Source organism: Desulfovibrio aminophilus DSM 12254 (assembly GCF_000422565.1).
Classification (GTDB): Bacteria; Desulfobacterota; Desulfovibrionia; order Desulfovibrionales; family Desulfovibrionaceae; genus Aminidesulfovibrio; species Aminidesulfovibrio aminophilus.
Map to the genome: position 1 here is coordinate 1 of NZ_AUMA01000008.1, position 23,851 is coordinate 23,851.

At 62.0% G+C, this 23,851-nt stretch carries 21 protein-coding genes; 20 read left to right on the top strand and 1 reads right to left on the bottom strand.

The window, feature by feature from the left end; translation table 11 throughout:
• From H587_RS20515 to H587_RS0105190, 7 genes are all read left to right on the top strand, one after another.
• A partial coding sequence (locus tag H587_RS20515) for an integrase core domain-containing protein (RefSeq protein WP_034608615.1) occupies positions 1-269 on the top strand: 269 nt, incomplete at its 5' end.
• Between the two features lie 3 nt (positions 270-272).
• A complete protein-coding gene (locus H587_RS20520) occupies positions 273-569 on the top strand; it encodes a response regulator (RefSeq protein WP_156904453.1) in 297 nt (98 codons plus the stop codon).
• Positions 566-1,954 (top strand): sigma-54-dependent transcriptional regulator, encoded by a 1,389-nt coding sequence (locus H587_RS0105170; RefSeq protein ID WP_034608616.1) that lies wholly within the window; start codon positions 566-568, stop codon positions 1,952-1,954. Before H587_RS20520 ends, H587_RS0105170 begins: the two co-directional genes overlap by 4 nt.
• Before the next feature lie 242 nt (positions 1,955-2,196).
• On the top strand, positions 2,197-3,240 hold the full coding sequence (locus H587_RS17330) for an HD domain-containing phosphohydrolase (RefSeq protein ID WP_051202456.1): 1,044 nt from the start codon (positions 2,197-2,199) through the stop codon (positions 3,238-3,240).
• Between the two features lie 11 nt (positions 3,241-3,251).
• Positions 3,252-3,605 carry a hypothetical protein gene (locus tag H587_RS0105180; protein WP_027175368.1) on the top strand — a complete coding sequence of 118 codons (354 nt, stop codon included), beginning with the start codon at positions 3,252-3,254 and terminating at the stop codon, positions 3,603-3,605.
• On the top strand, positions 3,602-4,111 hold the full coding sequence (locus H587_RS0105185) for a chemotaxis protein CheW (protein WP_051202457.1): 510 nt from the start codon (positions 3,602-3,604) through the stop codon (positions 4,109-4,111). The genes H587_RS0105180 and H587_RS0105185 overlap by 4 nt, the downstream gene beginning before the upstream one ends.
• 65 nt (positions 4,112-4,176) lie before the next feature.
• Entirely contained in the window at positions 4,177-5,946 is a 1,770-nt protein-coding gene (locus H587_RS0105190) for a methyl-accepting chemotaxis protein (protein ID WP_027175370.1), read from the top strand.
• 61 nt (positions 5,947-6,007) lie between these two features.
• On the opposite strand, the gene H587_RS19515 is transcribed toward H587_RS0105190, so the two are convergent.
• Positions 6,008-8,851 (bottom strand): PAS domain S-box protein, encoded by a 2,844-nt coding sequence (locus tag H587_RS19515; RefSeq protein ID WP_051202458.1) that lies wholly within the window; start codon positions 8,849-8,851, stop codon positions 6,008-6,010.
• A gap of 958 nt (positions 8,852-9,809) precedes the next feature.
• On the opposite strand from H587_RS19515, the gene H587_RS17340 reads away from it, so the two are divergent.
• The 13 genes from H587_RS17340 (at position 9,810) to H587_RS0105255 (ending at position 23,788) form a co-directional block, all read left to right on the top strand.
• Positions 9,810-10,370: a TorD/DmsD family molecular chaperone gene (locus H587_RS17340; RefSeq protein ID WP_027175371.1), complete on the top strand. Its 561-nt coding sequence runs from the start codon at positions 9,810-9,812 to the stop codon at positions 10,368-10,370.
• Positions 10,371-10,418: 48 nt separating this feature from the next.
• On the top strand, positions 10,419-12,653 hold the full coding sequence (locus H587_RS0105205) for a molybdopterin-dependent oxidoreductase (RefSeq protein WP_245560825.1): 2,235 nt from the start codon (positions 10,419-10,421) through the stop codon (positions 12,651-12,653).
• A gap of 11 nt (positions 12,654-12,664) precedes the next feature.
• Positions 12,665-13,228 carry a 4Fe-4S dicluster domain-containing protein gene (locus tag H587_RS0105210; RefSeq protein ID WP_027175373.1) on the top strand — a complete coding sequence of 188 codons (564 nt, stop codon included), beginning with the start codon at positions 12,665-12,667 and terminating at the stop codon, positions 13,226-13,228.
• A complete protein-coding gene (locus H587_RS0105215) occupies positions 13,228-14,025 on the top strand; it encodes a dimethyl sulfoxide reductase anchor subunit family protein (RefSeq protein ID WP_027175374.1) in 798 nt (265 codons plus the stop codon). Before H587_RS0105210 ends, H587_RS0105215 begins: the two co-directional genes overlap by 1 nt.
• A gap of 56 nt (positions 14,026-14,081) precedes the next feature.
• On the top strand, positions 14,082-14,933 hold the full coding sequence (locus H587_RS21360; protein WP_425387178.1) for an FmdE family protein: 852 nt from the start codon (positions 14,082-14,084) through the stop codon (positions 14,931-14,933).
• A gap of 132 nt (positions 14,934-15,065) precedes the next feature.
• Positions 15,066-15,704 (top strand): molybdopterin-binding protein, encoded by a 639-nt coding sequence (locus tag H587_RS21365; RefSeq protein WP_425387179.1) that lies wholly within the window; start codon positions 15,066-15,068, stop codon positions 15,702-15,704.
• 24 nt (positions 15,705-15,728) lie between these two features.
• A complete protein-coding gene (locus tag H587_RS0105225) occupies positions 15,729-18,161 on the top strand; it encodes a DMSO/selenate family reductase complex A subunit (protein WP_034608617.1) in 2,433 nt (810 codons plus the stop codon).
• Positions 18,162-18,173: 12 nt separating this feature from the next.
• On the top strand, positions 18,174-18,791 hold the full coding sequence (locus tag H587_RS0105230) for a DMSO/selenate family reductase complex B subunit (protein WP_027175376.1): 618 nt from the start codon (positions 18,174-18,176) through the stop codon (positions 18,789-18,791).
• A gap of 2 nt (positions 18,792-18,793) precedes the next feature.
• Positions 18,794-19,654 (top strand): dimethyl sulfoxide reductase anchor subunit family protein, encoded by an 861-nt coding sequence (locus H587_RS19520; protein ID WP_027175377.1) that lies wholly within the window; start codon positions 18,794-18,796, stop codon positions 19,652-19,654.
• A 52-nt stretch (positions 19,655-19,706) separates the two neighbouring features.
• Positions 19,707-20,354 carry a TorD/DmsD family molecular chaperone gene (locus H587_RS19525; RefSeq protein WP_051202459.1) on the top strand — a complete coding sequence of 216 codons (648 nt, stop codon included), beginning with the start codon at positions 19,707-19,709 and terminating at the stop codon, positions 20,352-20,354.
• A gap of 6 nt (positions 20,355-20,360) precedes the next feature.
• On the top strand, positions 20,361-21,404 hold the full coding sequence (locus H587_RS0105245; protein WP_027175378.1) for a 4Fe-4S binding protein: 1,044 nt from the start codon (positions 20,361-20,363) through the stop codon (positions 21,402-21,404).
• 144 nt (positions 21,405-21,548) lie between these two features.
• On the top strand, positions 21,549-23,162 hold the full coding sequence (locus H587_RS19530; protein ID WP_051202460.1) for a transporter substrate-binding domain-containing protein: 1,614 nt from the start codon (positions 21,549-21,551) through the stop codon (positions 23,160-23,162).
• A complete protein-coding gene (locus H587_RS0105255) occupies positions 23,159-23,788 on the top strand; it encodes a response regulator (RefSeq protein ID WP_027175379.1) in 630 nt (209 codons plus the stop codon). The genes H587_RS19530 and H587_RS0105255 overlap by 4 nt, the downstream gene beginning before the upstream one ends.
• Positions 23,789-23,851 lie beyond the last annotated feature (63 nt).

The window sequence follows — 23,851 nt, forward strand, 5'->3', positions numbered from 1 at the left end:
CCGGAGTCCGCATCTCCATGGACGGCCGAGGCCGTTGGATGGATAACGTGATGATCGAACGTCTTTGGCGTTCACTGAAATACGAATGCGTGTATCTGCGCGAACTGGAAACGGGAAGCGAGCTGCGGCAGGCCTTGTCCTGGTGGTTCGATTTCTACAACAACCGCCGCCCGCATAAGACCTTTGACGGCAGAAAGCCGATGGAGATATATCAAGTGCTCAAGCCAGAGGGGGTACCCCCTCTGGCTTGCCCAGAAAAGGCGGCATAGCCCATGAACCTGTCCACCTTAGTTTTGCCGCCGAGTGGTCCAAAAACCGGACCCACTTCTGACTTCACAGTCGCCATCGTCGATATCCGCCTCCCTGATATAGGTGGATTCGCTTTTATTGAGCGTGCCAGTCACATCAATCCTGAACTGCGGTACATCATCCACACGGGTTCTCTTGACTGCGCAAATGACAGACTGCAGCACGGGGCAGCGAACCGGATAGAGGCTGTGCTCACCAAGCCCGTGGGCCGGTTGCAAGATTTCTTAGACATCCTTGACCGCGTGGGTTGTGCAAAATGAATGCTTCTGACCCGACCCGCATCCTGATCATCGAGGACGAGCCAATGTTGAGGCTCACCTTAGGCGACCATCTGCGCGATCAAGGTTTTGAGGTTTTTGAGGCTGGGGATGGCCAGACCGGCCTCGACCTTTTCCGTACGCAGCACCCCTCCCTTGTCACTCTGGATTTGCGCATGACTCCGTTGGACGGTCATGCGGTTCTCGCCGCAATCCGCCAGGAAGACCAGGATGTTCCTGTGATCATCATCTCCGGGCAAGGGCAGATGAATGACGTCATTCTGGCCCTGCGCGCCGGGGCCTTCGATTACCTTCAGAAGCCGATCTTCGACATGGCCATCCTGGACCACGCATTGGACCGCGCCCTGGAGCGCAGCGCTCTGAAGCGCGGCAACGCCAGACTCTCGCGCTCTTTTTTAGCCGAAGGCCCCCAACGCCCCGAGGACTTCGCGCTGTTGCTCACCACAAACAAACGCATGCGGGACATCTTTCGATACTGTGAAGCCGTGGCCCAAAGCCTTGAACCTGTGCTTATCACAGGGGAGACGGGCGTGGGCAAGGAACTGCTGGCCCGTGCCCTGCACCGTTCCAGCCGCCGCGTTGGGCCGTTTGTTGCGGTGAACGTGGCCGGATTGGATGACCAAGCCTTCTCGGACACGCTCTTCGGCCATGTGCGCGGTGCCTTTACCGGGGCGGATCGCCCGCGAGAAGGCCTTATGGAAAAGGCTGCGGGGGGAACGTTGTTTCTGGACGAGGTGGGTGACCTGGGCCAGCAGGCCCAGGTGCGCCTGCTCCGGGTACTGCAAGAGCGCGAATACCATCCGCTGGGCAGCGACACTCTCAGGCCGCTGCGGGCGCGGGTTCTCGCCGCCACCAACAGGCAGATCGACGAACTGCGTGGTGGTCGAGGCTTCCGGAGCGACTTCTTCTACCGGCTGGCTACCCATGCCGTGACCCTGCCGCCTCTGAGGGAACGGTCCGAGGACATTCCCCTTCTTATAAGGCACTTCCTGACCGAGGCCTGCGTCCCACTTGGACGGCCCGTGCCGGCCTGCCCACCTTCTTTGCTGGCTCGGCTTAAGGCCTATTCTTTTCCCGGCAACGTGCGCGAGCTGAAGGCCATGGCCCATGACGCTCTCGGTCGCAGCACTGGAGGTCTTCTTGGGCCGGAGGCTTTTCCAGCCCTTGCCGTGCTGCCAGATGCCCATGACTGCCGCAACGCGCATAAAAATCCTTTTGCCGATTTGCCTTCTTTGCCCACTCTTCGCGCCGCAGCCGACGCCTTGGTTATCGAAGCAATGCGCCGCGCCGAGGGCGTGCAGAAGACAGCCGCCGTTCTTCTGGGCATCAGCCCCCAGGCCTTAAGTGAACGCTTGAAACGCGGCTAAGGTCTCAATCAGGTTTTCCTGATCGCCTCAGTCTTTCTTTATTTTTCTGTAACAGTCTGTTTCCCCAGAATAAACAATCCAGCCACACAAGCTCCGCTCAAGAAATCTGGAGCGGCACCAGTCTACGCAGAGTGCATATTAGCACGCATCCTGCTGTAATAGTTCGCTTCAACCAAGGCGCTATTACTGGCACGGCTCTTGAGTAATCCCGGGCAATGATCGCCAGCGCAGGAGGTTCCGGGATGGCGAAGATTCTATGCATCGACGACGAACCCCTCATGCGTATGACTACCAGGGATTACCTGATGGACATGGGGCATGAAGTGCTGGAGGCGGCCAGCGGCGCCGAAGGGGTGGCCATGTTCCGCCGGCATCGGCCGGACATCGTGCTCTCGGACCTGAGCATGCCGAGTGGAGACGGCTTCCTCGTAGTGACCCAGTTGGCGGAGGAGTCCCCAGAGACGCCAGTGGTCATCATCTCCGGCACGGGCACCGTGGACAAAGCGGTCAAGACTCTGCGCATGGGCGCCTGGGATTACCTCACAAAGCCCCTGCACGACATGAATCTTCTGGGGCAGACCGTGGAGCGGGTGCTTAAGAAGGCCCAAGAGCGTATGGCTGCCGACCAGTATCATCTGCGACTGGAGAGCAGAACCCGCGAACTGGAGCGGGAACTGCTGGACTGGACCCGCAGCCACCAGGACACTGTGCAACGGCTGGAATCGGCTCTCAAGAGGAGCATCAACTCATTCAACATCGCCCTGCGCGAGAAGGATCCGTATACCGCCGGACATAACGAGCGCGTCGCCAGCATCGCCGTAGACATCGGGGCGGCCATGGGACTGGGGAGCAAGATGCAGGAGACGCTCATGCTGGCCGGGCGGTTGCACGACATCGGCAAGATTGGCGTGTCTGAGGCCATTCTGAACAAACGCGGCACATTGAGCGCGCATGAATTCGAGCAGATCAAGACTCACGTGCGAGGGAGCTACCGCATCCTGCGCAGCATTCCTTTCGACGGGCCAGTGGCCCAGGTGGTGCTCCAACACCACGAGCGCTTCGATGGCACCGGCTATCCTGAAGGGCTGGTCGGGGAGGCCATACTTTTGGAAGCGCGCATCCTCGCCGTCGCCGATGTCTACGAAGCCCTGACCTCCGACCGCCCCTACCGGGCAGGGCTTAGCCCAGCCGATGCTGCTCGCCATATCCTCACGAATGCCGGCACACATTTTTGCCCCCACTGCGCTGACGCATTCGGACAGTATATTTCCAAGCACCAGTCCTGAAGGAGAATGACATGGACTTGCAACACACCAAACCTCCGTTCAGCCTGCTCGCGTATGGCAATAATCAGGCCTGCCGCCTCACCGGTGCCAAGGAGTATCAAGCCGAGCTCATCTCCATCGGCGCGCGTGGAGCCCGCGTGCGCCTGTGCGCCATGGCTGAAGGCTTGCTACGCTTCGGGGAGCATTGCCTGCTGCATCTGGATCTTCGTCTCGACGACCAGCCTGTTTCTCCAACCCCTTGCGAGGTGTCCTGGATGAATGGCCGCGAGGCGGGCCTCGCCTTCAGCTCCTGCATCGACATCAGCATCCTGGCCCTGCAACAACTCATCGCCCTGGGCCCGCAGGCCCGGAAGGAGGCAGCATGAACGCCGAAACGACCATCAGCAGCACCACGGAGTCCCTGCTTCAGCTCGTCACCTTCAAGGTGGCAGAGGAGGAGTACGGGGTGGACATTCTCTCGGTGCAGGAGATCATCCGCCATACGGGCATCACCAAAGTGCCCAGCGCGCCGGTCTTTGTTGAGGGCATTTTGAACCTGCGCGGCAAGGTCATCCCCATCGTCGACATGCGCAAGCGCTTCGGCCTTGTGTCCAAGGAGCCTGACCCACAGACACGCATCGTGGTCTTCGCCCTGGAGAGCGGGGTCATCGGCTGCCTGGTGGACTCGGTCTCCGAGGTGCTGCGCTTGCCCTCCTCCATGGTGGAAGCCGCTCCGGCCGTCGTTTCCGGGGTGGACTCCAAATACATCCGCGGAGTTGGGCGGCTGGGGAGCGAACGCGACGGCCGCCTGCTCATCCTGTTGGACTCCGGCCAGATGTTGACCGTGGAAGAGATGGACGCCCTCCATGGGCAAGCCGCAAGCGCTCAGTGATCCGGACAATAGGGCGCCGGGCATGGGCTCGGCGCACCAACACCAAATTAGCCTAGGAGGCCACGATGAACACCCTGCGCAACCTGAAACTCCGCACCAAGCTGCTCGCCAGTTTTTTCGTCGTCTCGCTGCTCACCCTTGCGGTGGGCTTTTACGGCAGCATCAAGATGAACGAGATCAGCGATAACGAGACGAAGCTCTACGAGAAGAGCATGGTTCCCCTCGGCCAGATCGCCGAGGTGTCCATCCACTTTCAGCGCATGCGCGCCAATCTGGTCATGGCCGCTCATGCCAAGGACAAGGCCGAGCTGGACGATGCCGTGGAGAATATCCTGAAGTTCCGGGCCGTCATCAAGGACAACCTCGAAACGTACAAGAACGGCATAACTTCTGACAAGGAGCGCGCCCTCTACGAGCAACTGCTGGAACGCCGCCAGCTCTACATCGCCGTACTGGACAAGGTCATGGCCCTGGCCAAGGACGGCAAGGAAGCCGAGGCGGCCGCCCTTGTGGCTGGCGAAGCGCGCAAGACCGGACGCGCATACCAGGCCACCATCGACGAGCTCACGGACCTCAACCTTGCCGACGCCAAGGTCATCTCCGACGCCGACACCGTCAGCGCCAACACGGCCTCGAAAATGATGTACGCGGTTATGGCCCTGTCCTTCATCGCCTCCATCGGCTTGGGGGTGCTGCTCACTTCCAATGTCTCCGCCCAGCTGGGCGAGGATCCGGGCTACCTGGGCGAGGTGGCGGGCAAGATCGCCGGCGGCGATCTGGACGTGGCCTTCCGTGTCCAGCAGAAGCGGGGTGGCGTGTATGCCGTCATGCAGGACATGGTGCAGACCATGAAGGGCAAGATCGCCGAGGCCGAACAGAAGACCGCCGAGGCCGCCGAGCAGGCCCGGCTGGCGCAGATCGCCACGGACGAAGCCAACGAGGCCAAGGCCAGGGCGGAACGGGCCAAGGCCGAGGGCATGATCGCCGCCGCACAGCAGCTGGAGAAGATCGTGGAGGCCGTCAGCTCCGCCAGCGAGGAGCTCTCCGCCCAGATCGAGCAGTCCAGCCGAGGCACCGAGGTGCAGAGCCAGCGCGTGGCCGAGACCGCCACGGCCATGGAGGAGATGAACGCCACCGTGCTTGAGGTGGCCAAGAACGCCTCCCAGGCGGCGGACTCCTCGGGCAACGCCCGCGCCAAGGCGCTCGAGGGCGCCAAGGTCGTGGCCCACGCGGTGGAGAGCATCACCGACGTGCAGAACAAGTCAGTGACCTTGAAGAACGACATGGCCGTGCTGGGCAAGCAGGCCGAGGGCATCGGCCAGATCATGAACGTCATCAGCGACATCGCGGATCAAACCAATCTGCTGGCCTTGAACGCCGCCATCGAGGCCGCCCGGGCCGGAGACGCCGGGCGCGGCTTCGCCGTGGTGGCCGACGAGGTGCGCAAGCTGGCGGAAAAGACCATGGCCGCCACCAAGGAGGTGGGCGAAGCCGTCAGCGGCATCCAGCAGGGCGCGCGCAAGAATCTGGAGAACGTGGAGCACTCCGTGGTCACCATCGAGAAGGCCACCAGCCTGGCCAACGAGTCCGGCGCGGCCCTGAAGGAGATCGTGGCCCTGGTGGAGGTGTCCACCGACCAGGTGCGCTCCATCGCCGCCGCCAGCGAGGAACAGTCCGCCGCCAGCGAGGAGATCAACCACAGCATAGAGGACATCAACCGCATCTCCGGCGAGACCGCAAGCGCCATGAACCAGTCCGCCCAGGCCGTGGTAGACTTGGCGAGCCAGGCGCAGACTCTGCGTACGATCATCGAAAACATGAAGAGCGGCGCCTAGGACTGACGCGAAGATGCGGCTTCAGCCCCCGCTGGAACCTGGTCCGGCGGGGGCTTTTCATTCAGGCTTTCGCCGTTGTGGCGGGGCGCTTCAGGGGGAGGCGGATGCTGAAGCGTGTGTTCTGGTCCGGGACGCTCACCACGCTCATGCTGCCCCCGTGGGTGGTGGTGATGATGAAGTAGGAAACGGAGAGACCCAACCCTGTGCCCTCTCCCACTGCTTTGGTGGTATAAAATGGTTCGAACACTCGGTTCAGTTGGTCGGCTGGGATGCCCGGACCGTTGTCCTCCACCTCGATGAGGGCCTCGGCATCCTCCCTGGCTGTGCGCACGATGATGGTCGGATTTGCCGTGCCAGCCCTTGCCATGGCCTGCGCGGCGTTGCGCAAGAGGTTCAGAAGCACCTGCTCAATCTCGGAGGGGATGCAGGGAATGGAGGGGAGCGCGTCCGAGAGTTCCAGACGTACATCGACCTGACGGAAGTCGTACTTCTTCTTGAGGTCGTAATCCTGCTTCGCCAGGGAGACGGCTTGGCGCACCAAGGCGGCCATGTCCTGGTCCACGATGCCGGAGTCACTGCGGCGGCTGAAGTTCAGCATGTGCCGCACGATGCCTGCGGCGCGCTGTCCGGCCTCGAGGATGCTGTCCAGGTAGCGGGAAATATTGCGGCGGCGCATGAATTCTTGGAGCGTCTCCAAATCCAGGCCCAGCGCGGTGGCTTCCTCCCTGTTGGCCGGCAGTGCGGGATCGAGGCGTCGCTGCACTCCCTGCACGGATTGAGAGATGATGCCCAGGGGATTGTTGATTTCATGCGCCATGCCGGCGGCCAAGCCGCCAAGGGACATCATCTTTTCCGTCTGCACCATGGCCTGCTGCACCAGTTTTGTTTCCGTGATGTCGCGCACGATGTTCAGTGAGCAGCGTTCCCCGTTAATTTCTATATGTTGGCATGAATTCAAGGCGGTGCGAAGGGCACCGTCCTTGCGGCGCATCACGAACTCATAGTCCAGCACCATCCCGCCGCGCCGCAGCTGGTCCAGGAACACCAAGCGGCTTGCAGGGTCGTTCCACAGGCGCAGTTCGTCACCGTTCCTACCTACGGCCTCTTCTTTGGAGTAGCCGGTGAGGAGTTCGAAGGCGGCGTTCACATCCAGGATTATGCTGTCTCTCAGCCGTGCAATTGAGATGCTGTATGGCGCCAGATTGTAGATCTTGGAGAATTTTTCTTCCGAGAGGCGCAGGCTGCGTTCGGCCTCCTTGCGTTTGGAGATATCCCGTGTGAAGGCCAGAAAATAGCGTGTTCCGCCCACATGCATGGGCGTCAGCGAGGTCTCAATCTCGGCAATACCGCCGTCCATCCGTTGGCACAGCCACTCGAAGTGCAGCCGTTCACCGGACTCGACCTGCTTGAGTATCCGTTCCATCATCTGTCTCGTGTCAGCCCCACCCGTCTGCACCTGCGGGGCGAAGTCCGCCGGAGTCCGGCCGATAATTTCTTCCCGCGTGCGACCAGTGAGGGCGGTTGCGCTGGGGTTGCAGTCCACTATGGTCGGGCCGTCCATCACCAGGATGGTGTCCTGGGCGGACTCGAAGAGGGTACGATACATTTGTTCGCTGGCAGCAAGGGCCAGTTCCGCCTGCTTCCGGGCATTGATGTTCTGGATGATGCCCAGCATCTGCACCGGCCGTCCGTTGTCTCCCGCCTGAAAAACCCCGCTGTCGTGCACGTAGACATAGTGGCCGGTCTTGTGCCGCATGCGGTATTCCATGTCGAACTTTTCGCCGCTCGCGCAGACCTCATTCAATTTCCACAAAACCTCCGGCGCGTCGTAGGGATGCAACAGGTTTTCCCAGAGCTGTATGGGACCGTCCAGCTCTTGTCGCTCGAAACCCAACACCTCGCGCACGGCTCCGATCCACTGCATGTTGCCCGCCAACAGGTCATAATCGTAAAAGATGTGCTGGGCAGCAGCGTTCACTATCTCGAAGCGCTGTGTCCAGAACAGCAGTTCGCGTTCATGCTCCTTGCGCTGGCTGAGATCCTCCACGACGCCATGCACCCGAGCAGGACGCCCCTCGTCGTCAAAGCCGAGCGAAATACTGACAACGACAGGCAGCTGGCTGCCGTCCTTGCGGCGGAGCATCAATTCCCTGCGCACTCCAGCCGGGGAGGACAACAGTTCTTTCAACATCTCCTCGCGCGTACCAGTCTGCGCATACAGGGAGCGCGGGTCAACGCGGAGGAATTCGTCACGGCTTTCGTAGCCGGACATCCGTACCAGTTCCGGGTTGACCTCCTCGATCTGTCCGCCGAACGTAGAGAGAAAAATGCCAAGGGGGGCGTTGTTGAAGATCGCGCTGAGCCGCTCCTCGCTTTCCATGGCGCGACGGCGAGCCTGCTCAATCTCGGTGACGTCGAGAAGGATGCCCGCCAATCCTCCTGCCTCGCCTTCGTGGTCAGGGAGGAGACTGGTCAGGAGTTGGAACGTGCCGCCTGAAAAGGGGACATATTCCTGAACAGTCTCTCCGCCCAAGGTTCTCTTGAAGTATTCCTGCAAGTCTGCCCGGTTCGGATGCACGTCCTGGAATTTCTTGCCCAGGCTACCCCCTGTCGGGCGCTTGATTAGATTCAGACCCATGCCTTCGGAGAGCAGCACCGTGCCCTCGCGGTCAAGGATGAAAAAGATGGTGTTGGTGTGGTCAAGGATGGTGCGCAGTCCTGTATCTCGCCTGATCAGATCCTGTTGCAGCTCAATGGACTTGCCAAGTTTGGCGGCCTTCGCGGCCAGTTGCTTCTCGTAGCGCTTTCGCTGCGCAAGAAGCACGGCAAGCGCGGCCACGGCAATGAAGCTGCAGACAAGAGTGATGCCGAGTTGAACGGCTTGGCTTGGGAACCAGGCAAGCATAGGAGATGCCATGCCCCAGGGGGTGTCGATCAGGGGAGGTGCTGCCATAGCGGCGATGTCCCTTTACTGTAGGCTTGAAAATAAATAAATAATTTATATATTATCGGAAGGGCTAAAAAAGAGCAAGGAAAGCGCACTGGCCGTGGTCGGAGAGTGCGATACGCGAAGGGGCAACTTCATTATCCCCAAAAAACAATTGCCACTCGAGAACACCAGAGCATATGGACACATCATGCAGCGATAGTTCAACCATTAATTTGCAGCATAACGAGCCATGAAAATGGAAGAATTTCGATTCAAAATGAGCAACTCAAAAGTTGCATATCATCACGCCGCTAAATCCATCATAAACTGATTTACTAGGCCAGCCTTCTGAACGTTTGCGGTATACAAGCATCCAGAAGGGAAGCCTCGATGAGAATTAGGCAAAAGGAGCCCCGCAGAGCCGATCCAGCACAATGACGTGCGGTCTTTTACGCCGGAAAAGACTCCCGATCCAGTCATCCTCACGGAAAACAGCCGAGAGTTCTGCGGTACGGAGAGTCACTCCTCTGAGCTGGTTGCCGGAGGTTCAAATCCTTTCACCCCGACCAAGATCATGAAGAAGAACGGGCACGTCGTGGCGTACCCGTTTTCGTTTCCGGACCGGCTTCGGTCCGCCCTTCCCTTTGCTGTCCTCGGCCCCGATTGAAAGTCTCCACGATGGCTGTTCCGTGCGTCCGTTCCGCGCGCCTCTGAGCCACCTGCGGCGCATTGCGTCGCGCAATGTGCCCGGCGTCGGCGTGTAGTCCCATTCTTACAAGGCGTGAGGGCTTTCCTACAAATTTGTGGGTCTCACGCCTTTTCCATAATCGATGATCGCAAGGATTCACCTCGCGAAGGATGGACCTTCGCCGATCCCCCCCATCCCCGGCCGGCCGCCGACCGGCGCCGGCCGGGGCGCTCCAAAAGGAGGCGTATGCAGGAATCTCAACACGAAGCCCAGACGCTCGCGTCCCTGAGAGATTTTTTCATCGCTCAGGACGGAGCCGAGCTGGAGGCCGCCGTCGGGAGGCTCCCCGAGGATCTCAAGTCCGCCGTTCCAGCCGTGCCGGACTGGGATGCCGCCGAGTTCGACTTCAACCGCTTCTTCGTCGGCCCCCGCATCCTGGCCGCCCCCCCCTATGCTTCCGTCTATCTGTCCCCCGAGCCGCAGGTCATGGGCGAGGCGGCCCTTGAGGCCCGGAGGATCTACGCGGCCCTGGGCCTGCAATCCCCGTTCGACGCCCGGCTCCCGGACGACCATCTGAGTCTCGAGCTCGACGCGTTGCGCATCATGCAGGGGGTTCTGTCCCACACGCCATCGGAGCCGCTGAAGGAGTTGCGGGACTGTTTCGTTCACGAACACCTGAACGTCTGGGTTCCGCTTTTCGCCAGGCAGGTCAGGATGGTCGCGCCCGAGCATACGATCATCCGTTTCATGGCGGACGCCGTGGAGCGGTGCGTGGAGTCGGTCGCCGAGTCGAAGGGCAGGTTCTAGCCGTTTCTCTACCCGGAGGAAGGAAAGATGGAGAAGGAGAGAAAATTGATGAACAGCTCGTTGCTCAATGAGATGTCGAGGCGGAGCTTCGTGAAGCTGCTGACGGCCGGTGGAGCGGCTGCGATGCTGCACGGAGGCCTGCTCACGCCGAAGGCCTTCGCCGGACCGGCGAAGACGGCGGGCGGTTGCAAGGCCTTCCACAGCGCCTGTCAGCGGAACTGCTACGACACGTGCGCCATGCTGTCGTATGTCGACGACGGCGTGTTGAAGTACGTCGAGGGCGACAAACAGTCGACGTTCACGAACGGCGGTCTCTGCGTCAAGGGCTACAGCTATCCCCGGCGGGTCTACAGCCCGGACCGCATCAAGTATCCGATGAAGCAGATCGGGCGCGGCACCGGCAACTGGAAGCGCATTTCCTGGGAAGAGGCGATCGACAGCATCTGCGACAAGATCCTGAGCATCAAGAAAGAGGATGGTCATCTTCTCGGGCTCGCCCTGGACAAGAATTCCGGCAGCGAGGGCATCACCAACTGCGCCGTCATCCAGGGGTTGTTCACCGGGCTGGGCTACACGACCCGCTTTGAAGGAAGCAACTGCTGGCCCGCCGGTTACGACGCGCAGTACTTCGACTTCGGCGACATGGTCTGCAACGACCCCGAGGATCTGGCCAACGCCGGATACATCATCCTCTGGGGCGTGAATCCGGCCTGGACCTCCATTCACACCATGAAGTTCATCTACGCCGCGAAGGAACGCGGCGCGAAGGTGGTCTGTATCGATCCCGTGCTGACCCAGACGGCGGCGAAGTGCGACGAATACCTCGCCCCGAAGATGGGCACGGACGGCGCCCTGGCCCTCGGCATGGCCCGCCACATCCTGGACCTGGGCCTCGCTGACCGGGGCTGGGTCGCGGACAATGCCCTGGGATTCCCGGAGTTCGAACAGTACCTCCGGGAGAAGGTGACGGTGCAGTGGGCCGCCGAGGAGACCGGCATCCCCGCCGAGACCATCGCCCGCATCGCGGAAGAGTTCGCGAAAGCCAAGCCCGCGACGATCTGGATCGGCTACGGCCTGCAGCGGCACACCAACGGCGGTCGCGCGGTCCGTTCCATCGACGCCCTGGTCGCGATGACGGGCAACGTCGGCAAGAAGGGCGGCGGCGCGCGTTACGGTCAGGAATTCACCTGGGACTTCGAGTACTGGCCGAAGAGCAAGATGAGCCCCCCGGCCGGCTCCATCGGATTCGTCAATCCCGCGAAGCAGAAGCCCGGTGAGCCGACGGTGTATTCCAACCGTTCGCTCAACCGCAATCAGGCCGCCAGGGAGATGCGGAAGGCGGATCCGAAGATCCGCATGTTGTGGGTGTCCTGCAGCAATCCGATGAGCCAGTATCCCAACCGCAACGAAATGGAGAAGATGTACCGCGGGCTCGACATGCTCGTCGTCGTCGACCAGTTCTTCACCCAGACCGCCGAACTGGCGGACATCGTCCTGCCGACCACGACGCAGTTCGAGGAATGGCAGGTCAACGTGTCGTACTGGCACTACTGGCTGGCGATCAACGAGCAGTGCATCGAGCCGTTGTTCGAGGCGAAGCCGAACACCGTCATCTCCGCGCTCGTCTCCAAGAGGATGAACGAGCTGAGCCCTGGATCATGCACCTATCAGCAGGATCTCACGCCGAAAGAGTGCATGATCCGCAACTTCAACGACACGATCCACAAGCTGAACGGGATCTCCTCCTGGGAAGATCTCCTGAAGGGTCCCGTGAAGGCGAAGCGCAATCCCGTCTCCTGGGCTGAGGGCAAGTTCAAGACTCCCTCCGGGAAATACGAGTTCCTGTCGGCGAAGGCCGCGGAATACGGCCATCCCGCGTTGCCCGAGTATCACTCGCGCCGCCCGAATCACGACAAGTTCGTCGTCCTCACGCCGCATACGAAGTTCGGTCTCCATTCGCAGTTCATCAATCTCGACTGGATGCGGGACTTCAATCCCGAGCCGTGCGTCTACATCAATCCGAATTCCGCGCGGAGCAAGAACATCGTGAGCGGCGACATGGTCCGCGTCTACAACAAGTTCGGCGAGGTCGCGGTGAAGGCCCAGGTCACCGACAACGTGCCTGAAGACACGCTGCTCATGTATGAAGCCTGGTTCAAGAACGAGAAATTCAATGTCCAGAACGTCCTGGATGACGCCGTAGCGGACATGGGCGCCTATCAGTTCGGCGGTCATCGCGGTCCGGCGATCCAGGAACAGTTCGCGAACGTGGAAAAAATGTAGCGGGGTGAATGATGAGCAAGCAGCTTGCTTTTTACGTAGACTCGCAGAAGTGCATCGGATGCTTCTCGTGCGCCATGGCATGCAAGAACATGTATCATCCCGAGCCGGGAGTGAAATGGCGTCAGGTCTATCCTCTTTCGGAAGACATCTATCCGCATCACGAACGCGCCTTCTATTCTCTCGCCTGCAACCACTGCGAGCATCCGACCTGCCTGGAGTGCTGTCCCGTCGGCGCCTACACGAAGAGGGAGGACGGCATCGTCGTCCATGACCAGGACAAGTGCATCGGGTGCGGCAACTGTGTGCGGTCCTGCCCGTACGGCGCGCCGCAGTACAACCCGAAGCTGAAGAAGGCCGAAAAGTGCAGCATGTGTTGGGAACGCATCGACGCCAAGCTTGAGCCCGCCTGCGTGCAGGCCTGCCCGGTCAAGGCGCTGCGGATCATCGACCTGTCCGAGTTCGATGACGCCGAGGCGTTGCATTATCCTCCCGGATTCCCGCGTTTCGAGAGTCTCAACCCGTCCGTCCGCTTCAAACTGCCCCGGCATCCCCATGTTGTCAGGAGGAATGGCTGATGAACGACGCGAACTACTCCCTCGTGCTGTTTACCGTGCTCGCCCAAGGCTCCGTCGGGATGATCGTGACGAGCTACCTGTGCTTCCGGCTGGCGGGGCGGGGTGAAATGCCGCACATCCGGCGCGAATGGATCATGGCCGGAGTGCTGCTTCTGGCGGGCCTGACCGCTTCGTTGTTTCACATCGGGCATCCCTTCGGCGCGGCGGCGGCGCTCACCCACGTGGCGACGTCCTGGCTGAGCCGTGAGGTGATCGCCGTCTGCCTGTTCGGCGCGCTGACGGCGTACACGATCGTCGCGATGCGCAAGAGCCTGCCCGCGTCCTTGATGCTCGGCACGGCGATCCTCGGCGTCGTGTCCCTCGTCGTGTCCGGGGCCGCGTACGCGCCCCCGAGCCTCCCCGCGCTCAACAACGCCTCGCCGATCGCCTTGTTCCTCCTGACGGCGGCGAGCATCGGCCTGGCCTCGAAGAGCTTCTTCGGCCCGAAGGACGATGACGGCTTCGTGGCCCAGTGGCTGATCTTCGTGCTCATCGCGTCGATCGCCGTCAGGATCATCCTGCCGAGCATCTGGTCCTCCGGCGGCGCGGTGATGATGAAGACGGGGCAGGCCTGGTTCGCCTCGCCCGTGTTCTGGCTGCACATCGTCCTGCTCGCCGCGCCGATTCCCTTCCTGCTGAAGAGCAAGGCGTTGAAGCCGTGGATGTTCGTGGCCGTTCTCGCAGCCGAGCTGCTCGGCCGCCTGACGTTCTTCGTCGGCACGGCCGCGACCTACCAGAACATCGGACATCTGTTTTAACTGACCGGCCGCCGCGATTCAGCGGACGAATCGCGGCGGCCGCAATCGAGGTCGAAATGGATATCGGGAATTACAGCTTCAGCGAATTCAAGAATCTCGCGGCGGCGTTCCACAGTTACCCCGCGCCCGGTCTTCTGCTGGGCGGGTACATGGTCGAGCGGGCGAGGAGGGAGCTTCCGGACGGAATATTGTTCGAGGCCATCGTCGAAACCCCGAAGTGCCTGCCCGACGCGGTCCAACTTCTCACGCCGTGCAGCATCGGCAACGGCTGGATGAAGATCGTCAACTATGGACGCTACGCCCTGGCCCTGTACGACAAGTATGAGGGAACGGGCTTCCGCGTCTTCGTCGATTCCGAAAAGATCAGGAAGTGGCCCGAGCTGTCCGGCTGGTTCTACAAACTGAAGCCCAAGAAGGAACAGGATTCGGATCGCCTGCTGCGGGAGATCGAAGCCGCCGGCGACACGATCTGCGGCATCGAAACGATCCGCGTCGCGCGGAAATTCCTCGGCAAGCTTCCGTCGAGCAGGATTTCCGATTGCCCCATCTGCGGCGAGGCGTTTCCCGTCAATGACGGCGCCGTCTGCCGGGGCTGCCAGGAGAAGGCCATATACGACACGAGGGACGACGATCGCGCGCGCGAGAGCCCCTCGCTGCGCTCCATGCCCGTGGCCGCCGCGGTCGGGAAGACGGCGCTGCACGACATGACGCAGATCGTCCCGGGGAAGATGAAGGGCGCGGCCTTCAAGGCCGGGCAGGTCATCAGCGCGGGCGACGTGTGCCGTCTGCAGCAGATGGGCAAGAACAACGTGTTCGTCGAGGACGCCGCCGGTGTCGGCTCCGAGTGGGTTCATGAAAATGACGCCGCGCGGGAATTCGCGCGGAGAATGGCGGGCCGGAACGTCTAGTTCGGCGAGGCCGACGAGGGGAAGGTCGTCTTCACGGCGAAGATCGACGGCCTGCTGACCCTGGATCGCGACAAGCTGAAGGCCTTCAACCTCGTTCCCGGCGTGATGTGCGCCTCGCGCCACGGCGACGCCATGGTCGAACAGGCCAAGCCCATCGCGGGGTGTCGCGCGATTCCGCTGTATCTTTCGCGCGCGGACTTCTCGAAGGCGCAGCATGTCCTTGGCACGGAGCCCATCTTCAACGTCGTCCCGTTCCGCGAGGCCAAGGTCGGAATCATCGTCACCGGCACGGAGGTCTTCACCGGCCTGATCGAGGACAAGTTCATCCCGGTGGTCAGGGCCAAGGTGGAAAAGCTCGGCTGCACCGTCGTGGGCGGCGAGATCCAGCCTGACGACAGGAAGCGCATCGCGGACAGCGCCGAGCGGATGATCGCCGACGGCGCCGACATCATCATCACGACCGCCGGTCTTTCCGTCGATCCCGACGACGTGACGCGGGCCGCGCTGCACGACGTGGGCATGAGCGACGCCCTGTACGGCATGCCCGCGCTTCCTGGAGCCATGAGCCTGGTGGGGAAGATCGGGAGCGTGGACATCATCGGCGTCCCCGCCTGCGCGATCTTCTTCAAGGCGACCGGCTTCGACCTCATTCTGCCGCGCGTCGTCGCCGGACTGCCCATCACGCGGAACGATCTCGCCGACTATGCGGAGGGAGGATTTTGTCTGGGATGCAAGTCCTGCACATTCCCCAAGTGCCCGTTCGGCAAGTAAGCAAAACACGTTGAGGAGGATGACATGGATAGCGGAAAAGAAACCATGCGGACGGACGAGAAGAGAAGATCGCTGTTGAAATGGGCCGCGGCGATCGGTTGCGTGAGCGCGCTCCCCGGGGCCGGTCTGCTCGCGGGCGGGAAGCGGGCGGCCGCCTCCAGCGCGAAGCCGGGCGAGAAAGTCGTCTGGACCTCCTGCAACGTCAACTGCGGGAGCCGTTGCGTCCTGCGCGCGCACGTCTCCGACGGAATCATCACGCGCATCGAGACCGACGACCTCGGCGACGACCAGTACGGCGACCATCAGGTGCGCGCCTGCCTGCGCGGCCGTTCGATGCGGCAGCGGGTCTACGCCAAGGAACGGCTGAAATATCCCATGCGCCGGGTCGGCAGGCGCGGGGAAGGGAAGTTCGAGCGCATCAGCTGGGACGAGGCCCTGGACGAGATCGCGGCCCGACTGAAGAAGACCATCGCCAAGTGGGGCAACGAAGCCGTCTACCTGAATTACGGCACGGGAAACCTCGGCGCCGTCATGTCCAAGTCCTGGCCCACCGGCTCCACCCCGGTCGCCCGCCTCATGAACTGCCTCGGCGGCTACCTGAACCAGTACGGCACGTACAGCGACGCCATGATCGACATGGCCCTGCCGTACACCTTCGGCGACGGCTGGGTCGAGGGCAACGCCTTCTCGGACATCGCCTACAGCAAGCTGGTCGTGTTCTTCGGCAACAACCCCGGCGCGACGCGGATGAGCGGCGGCGGCGTGCTGCATGACATCCTGACCGCGCGGAAGAAGGGCGACACGAAGATCATCGTCGTCGACCCCCGCTATACGGACACGGCGGCCGCCATGGCGGACGAATGGATCCCCATCCGTCCCGGGACCGACGCCGCCCTCGTCTGCGGCCTGGCCCACGTCATGATCACGGAAGGCCTTGAGGACAAGGATTTCATCAGGAAATACACCGTGGGGTTCGACGAGGACTCCATGCCCGAGGGCGTGCCCGCCGGGAACTCCTACAAGTCCTATATCCTGGGCCTGGGCGAGGACAAAACCCCCAAGACGCCCGAATGGGCCGCGTCCATCACCGGCATTCCCGCCCGGCGCATCGTGCAGCTCGCCCGTGAGATCGCGGGCGCGAAGCCGTGCTACATCGCGCAGGGCTGGTCCGTGCAGCGCCAGGCCAACGGCGAGCAGAACTGCCGCGCCGTGTGCATGCTGCCCATCCTGACCGGCAACGTCGGGGTGCGCGGCGGCAATACGGGCGCCCGGGAAGACGGCTACTGGCTTCCGTTCACGCGTTTCCCCGTGCTGAAGAATCCGGTGTCCACCTCGATCTCCTGCTTTCTGTGGACCGACGCCATCGAGCGCGGCCCGGAGATGACCGCCAAGCGGGACGGCGTGCGGGGCCGGGACAAGTTGCAGGTTCCGATCAAGTTCATCTGGAACTACGCCGGAAACTGCCTGGTCAACCAGCACGCGGACTCGGGAAAGACCGCGCGGATACTGGCCGACGACACCAAGTGCGAAACGATCGTCGTCATCGACAACTTCATGACCCCGAGCGCCAAGTTCGCGGACATTCTCCTCCCCGCCGTGACCAACCTGGAGGAAGACGACTTCGCGCAGCACGGCTTCGTTTCCGAGATGGGCTACGTGATCTTCGCCCAGAAGGCCATCGAGCCGTTGTTCGAGTCGCGGTCCGTGTACGACATGTGCGCCGACATCGCGAAGCGCTTCGGCGTGGAGCGGCAGTTCACCGAGGGACGGACGCGCCGGGAGTGGATGCAGTACCTTCTCGACCAATCCCGCATCAAGCTTCCGGAATTGCCGGAGAAACTGGACGACGCCTTCGCCATGGGGATCTTCAAGAAGCGGATAACGGATCTTCCGGGCATCCCCTACAAGGACTTCCGCGACGATCCGGTCAAGAACCCCGTCAAGACGCCGTCCGGAAAGCTGGAAATCTTCTCCAAGCGCCTCTGGGAGATCGGCAGGGAATGGGATCTCCCGCAGGGGGACCGGATTTCCGGCCTGCCCGAATACAACGCCACCTGGGAAGGCGTGGCCGATCCGTTGCGGGCGAAGTATCCGCTGCAACTCATCGGGCACCATTACAAGCAGCGGACGCACTCCACATACGGCAACGTCGACTGGCTGAAGAAGGTCGCTCCGCAGGAACTCTGGATCAATCCGGTCGACGCCGAGGCCCGCGGCATCGCGCACGGGGACGAGGTCAAGGTCTCCAACGACCGGGGGGTCGTGTTCACCACGGCGAAGGTGACGCCCCGGATCATGCCCGGCGTCCTGTCTCTTCCCGAGGGCGCGTGGTTCACGCCGGATTCGGGCGGCAATGACCATGGCGGATGCGTCAACGTCCTCACGTCATTGCGTCCCTCGCCACTGGCGAAGGGCAATGCCCAGCATACCAATCTTGTGGAAGTCAAAAAGGCTTAGTGGGGACACGCCATGAAGAAACCGTCGTTTCACGTCGACTTGAACAAGTGTACCGGGTGCAAGACATGCATGATCGCCTGCATGGACAAGAACAATACGAACGAAAACATACTGTTCCGGCGTGTCGTCGAATATTCTGGCGGAAGCTGGGTCCGCAATGCCGACGGCACGTATGAGCAGAACATCTTCGCGTATTATGTGTCGATGGCCTGCAATCATTGCGAGGATCCGATCTGCGTGAAGTCCTGCCCGACGACCGCCATGCACAAGGACGAGAACGGCATCGTGAGCGTCGACCATGAAAAGTGCGTCGGGTGCAGATATTGCGAGCTGGTTTGTCCCTATTCCGCTCCGCAGATCGACGCCCGCCTGGGAAAGATGACGAAGTGCGACTTCTGCCGCGATTATCTCGAGCAGGGACGCCCCCCGGCCTGCGTCGCCGCCTGTCCGACCCGCGCGCTCACCTTCGGCGACTATGAGACGCTTCAGAAGCGGTACGGAGAAGCGCAGACGTTCGCGCCGCTTCCCGATCCGGCGATCACGAAGCCCCGTTTGTTCCTCACCGCGAACAAGAACGCGCGGCAGCTCGGGGCGAGCAACGGAAAGATTCAAAACCCCGAAGAGGTGTAGTCATGCTCACAGCAGAATGGAGTCTGGTCTTCTTCACCGTCATCGTGCAGGTGGCCGCCGGCATGCTGCTCGCCGCCGAAACCGCGAAAACGACCGTGCGTCTTGAGACGGGCGGCCTGCTGCGGCTTCAGGCCCCGATCGCGTGCGGCCTGGTCGCGCTCGGGTTCATCTTCTCCGGCGCGCATCTCGGGTCGCCGATGCACAGCCTGTTCACGCTCTTCAACGTGCCGCATTCGCCCTTGAGCAGGGAGATCGTGGCCGTCGGGCTCCTGCTGGCCGCCGCGATCGCCCTCGCGTACCTGCGTCTGAAAAAGGGCAATGAGGCGAAGGTGCTGGGCATCGTGGCCGCGATCCTCGGCATCGTCGCCGTGTTGTCCATGACCCGGGTCTACATGGTGTCCACCGTGCCCGTGTGGAACAACTCCGCCACCTGGCTCGGCTTTCTCGGGACGATGCTGCTTGTCGGGCCGATGATCGCCGGAACCGTGTTCCTCTACCAGGCGAAGGGCGCTTCGGACGTCGATGCGCGGCCGATGTTCAAGGTCTTCTCCATCATCTTCGCCGTCGGGTTCGCCTTGAAACTCATCGGCATTCCGATGTCGACGGCCGCATTCTCCTCGCTGTCGCAACTCGGCCTGTCGTCCTATTCACCGATCGCCGGCGCGGGAACGGCCCTGTTCATCACGAGGCTGCTTCTGCTGATCGTCGGCGTGGGCCTGTTCTGCAAGGTCGTTCTCGGCGTCCAGGGGGATGGGCGGACGCCGCGCATGAATCTGTGCGCGTGCGCCGCTCTGCTGGTCGTCATGGGTGAACTGTTGGACCGCGCGATGTTCTTCGGGGCGTATGCCAGGATAGGCCTGTAGGAATGACAATCGGCGGCCCGGCGATCGCGCCGGGCCGCCCTGAAGAAAAATCATGAACGACGACATCCGCTTTTCACGACTCGCCGTCGCGTTCTTCTTCCTCGGGAACGGCTATGCATTCCCCCCGCGGGCGGAATTGCTGAGTGCATTGCGGGATGACCGCCTGTTCGACGACTGGGTTTTGCCGATTCAGACGGACGGGGGCCGGAAGGGACTCGCGATGCTGCGGGAATTCGCGGCCGGATACGATGATTCCGGGCTCGTCGCGGTGCGGCGGGATTTCGACGGCCTCTTCGTCTGTTCCGATCGTCCGGTGCCGATTTGGGAATCGGCCTGGGTGAACGGCGACGGATTGTTGTTTCAGAAGACAAGCCTTGATGTGTCGCGCCGCTACGAGGCGAATGGATTCACTTTTCCCAGGACATGCAACGAGCCTGCCGACCATTTCGGTTTCGAGCTGCTGTTCGTCTCCAGCTTGTCGAACGACATTCACGCCTGCATGGACAGGGGCGACGCCGCGAACGCCCGCCGCATCGTCACGGAACTCGACCGGTTTGTGGACGAACATGTGCTGCAATGGGCCGACGCCTTCCTGTCCGAGGTGTTGAAAAGGACGGGAAGCCGCTACTATGCCGGGTGTTCCCTGCTGTGCTCGGACGCCATCACGACCCTGCGCCGTTTCTTGGGCGAGTGGGAATGAACCGTCATGCCCCGGGTCATCGTCAACGCGGCGCGATGCGTGAATGCGAGAAAAACCGTCTGCTCCCGGTGCGCCGACATCTGTCATTCCCATTCGATCCGCCTGGGCGGCATGCCCTCGATCGACCGCCTGTCCTGCAATGACTGCGGCGCATGCGCCGCCATATGCCCGACGGACGCGCTCGCGGCTTTCGACTCCGGGCGCTTTCTCGGGAGGGTCCGCCGCTTGCCGAAAAGCGCGTCGATCGTGCTGGGATGCAAGATGGTCGCGGGACCGGGTTCGGATGTGGTCGGCATCGAACATTGTTTCTCGGCGCTGGGGGCTGATGCCCTGATGGGGCTCGTGGCCCTGGGATTTGCAAGCGTCGTCTTCGCTCACGGAGATTGCGCGGGCTGCACGGAAGGCGACAGGCTGCGCGGCTTCGAACGCATGCTGGAGGAGACGGCGAACTGGCTCTCGGTGTTCGGCCTGCGGGACGGCGTGCGTCTTGAACGACGCCGCATCCCCGAGGCCGCCGGGCGGCAGGCCCGGGTCGATCATTCCAGGCGCAATTTCTTGTCCGCGTTTTTCAACGGGAGGAGGGAGCCGGGCGGTTCCATGTCCGAAAAGAGTCCGCTGCCCGCCGACGCCGCGCCCGACAAGCACGAGAATCTCGTGCGGCAGTTGCGCCGCATCCGCCGGAACCATCCGATCGCCCCGGAGCCTGGGCGGCATCCGGTTCAGATCGCGGACACGTGCAACGCCTGCGGTGCGTGCGGCGCGGTGTGCCCGACCGGGGCCCTGCAGTGTTCAGCAGGGGGAGACCGCTTCCGGGTGGATCATACGCCGTCGAAATGTCTCCGCTGCACCCTTTGCGTGAGCGTATGCGGGAAAAAGTGCATCACGTTCAACTGCGACGGATATTCCCTACCGCTTCTTGACGGAACTGAAGTCGTCGCGGACTTCGCGTGCCTGAAATGCGTCCGGTGCAACTCCTCATCGAAGGAATTGTCGAAGGACGGCCTCTGCGCCATCTGCGACAAAAAAGTGCGGATAGGAATCCGGACCTAGAAGGAGGCCGATGATGCGCCGCCCTCCGGCGGCGTCCCTGTTCGAGCCTGGACGGTGGGAGGTTCGGCGCGGTATATGGGGCGGCGACGGGGGCGTTCGGGCCCGGAGGCGAGGAACTGGAGACGCTCTGGTGAAGGGACTCTCATGAAAACAGCCGATGGCGGGAAAAAAGACGGCGGCGCGCGCATTCTGTTCCAGATGTGCGCCGTCCTGCTGATCCTCCTTTCCTGTGCCGGGAACGCCCGGGCGCGGCAGGACGCCGAAAAACTCCTGGTCGGCATCTTCGAGGACCAGCCGCAAATATTCCTGGATGAAAAAGGTCGGGAGCAAGGGCTGTTCGTCGACGTCCTGGAGGACATCGCCGCGAAGGAGCACATCGACATCCAGTACGTCTACGGCACCTGGATCGACCTGCTCGACAAGCTCGACCGGGGCGAGATCGACCTGCTGCCGGCCACCTACTATACGAAGGAGCGGGCGCGGAAGTTTCTGTTCACCGCCGACTACCTCCTGATGGACTGGGGACAGCTTTGGACCGGCGACAACTCTTCGGTCAATTCCATCTTCGACCTTGAAGGCGGGAGCCTGGGAGTCGTCCGGGGCAACGCTTTCACGCAGCCGTTTCTGGGGCTGCTCGAGAGCTTCAGGATCTCCTGCACCGTCGTCGAGTTCGACGAGCATACGGCATTGTTCTCGGAACTGGAGCGTGGAACGGTCGACGCCGCGATCGTCGGGAGGTACGCCGGGTTTCTGAAGGGCAGGAAAGACAGGTTGAAGGCGATCCCTTTCGTCTTCAACCCCTGCGAGGTCCGTTACGCCGCGCCGAAGGACGGCGGCGAATGGATCATCGGCCTTCTGGATCGCCATATCGCGGCGATGAAGGCCGACAAGAATTCCGTCTATTACGCCTCATTCAACAAGTGGTTCAACCCGAAGCCGGACTGGACCCTCCCATCCTGGTTTTGGCCCACGATCGGCGGATGTGCCGCCGCCGCGGCGCTGCTGTTGTCCCTCAGCGTCATCCTGAAACGGCAGGTGACGCTCAGGACGGCCAAGCTCGTGGAGGCCAACGAGGCCCTCACCGCCTCGCGGGACCAGATCCGCCGTCTGATCGTCCATCAGCAGAAGGAGTTGGAGGACGAGCGGCGCCGCTTCGCCCATCAGGTTCATGACGACCTGGGGCAGACCATGACCGCGATCAAGATCAATCTCGTTTTCCTGGGGAAGTTCTTGGAGTCGCCCGGCGAAAAGGCGCGGGAGAAGCTGTCGCTCCTGATCGATTTGATCAACGGCGCGCTGGTGTCCGTCCGGAGCATCTCCAACGACATCAGCCCGAAGCAGTTGGACGATCTGGGCTTGGCCGCGACCGTGAAATGGCACGCGATGAATTTCTCGAAGGTCGTCAACATACCGATTCATTTCAATGGCACGACCGAGCGGTTCAATCTCACGCGCGAACAGCGGATCGCCATCTACCGCATCTTCCAGGAGGCGCTGACCAACGTGGTCCGCCATGCGGCGGCGACGGCCGTCACCGTCCAGGTCCGGCGCGTCGGCCAGTCCATCGAGCTGATCGTCGAAGACGACGGAACCGGGTTCACGGCCGAGGAGTTGATCAAGAAAGGCTCGTTCGGCGTCATCGGGATGAAGGAAAAGGCCTACGCGCTCGACGGCGAGCTTGATATAGACTCCGTGCGCGGACAGGGGACGCGCGTTCGGCTTCTGGTGCCCATTCATCCAGAGGAGCGGATCGCGTGAAGATTCTCCTCGTCGATGACCACGGAATCGTCCGCTGCGGGATCAGGGAGGTCGCGCAGGAGTACTCCCCGGACCTCGAGTTCGAGGAGGCCTCGACCTCGCAGGAGGCCATGCGCAAGATAGCCGCCGAGGCCTTCGGACTGGTCCTGCTCGACTTGTCCCTCCCGGACGAGTCCGGGTTGGAGACGATGCGGAAGATACGCAACGTGCGCCCGGAGCTGCCCGTACTCGTCCTCAGCATGCACCTGGAAAGTGAGTACGTCGTGGCCGCCTTCAGGGCCGGAGCCAACGGCTATCTGCCGAAAAGCTTCGCGGCCGAGGAACTCGTCACGGCCATTTCGGACGTGCTGGACGGGAAGCGCTACATCAGCCCGGCGCTGACGGCGGATCTGCTGGACGAGAAGGTCAGCCAGTACGGCAAGGCGGCTGACAGAACCCTGTCGGAACGCGAGAAACAGGTGCTCATCCTGCTGGCCCAGGGCGAGAAGCTGTGCGACGTCGCCGAGCGGATGGGGTTGAACCCCAAGACCGTCGGCACGTATAAGATCCGGGCCATGAAGAAGCTCGGCCTGAAGAACAACGCCCAACTGTTCCAGTACATGGCCAAGTGCGGCTTCCGCCTGTGACCGGCGCCCGCTGGACGCGTACGCTGCCGGTTCCTCCCTGGGCGGATTGCGTTCCTCATTCAT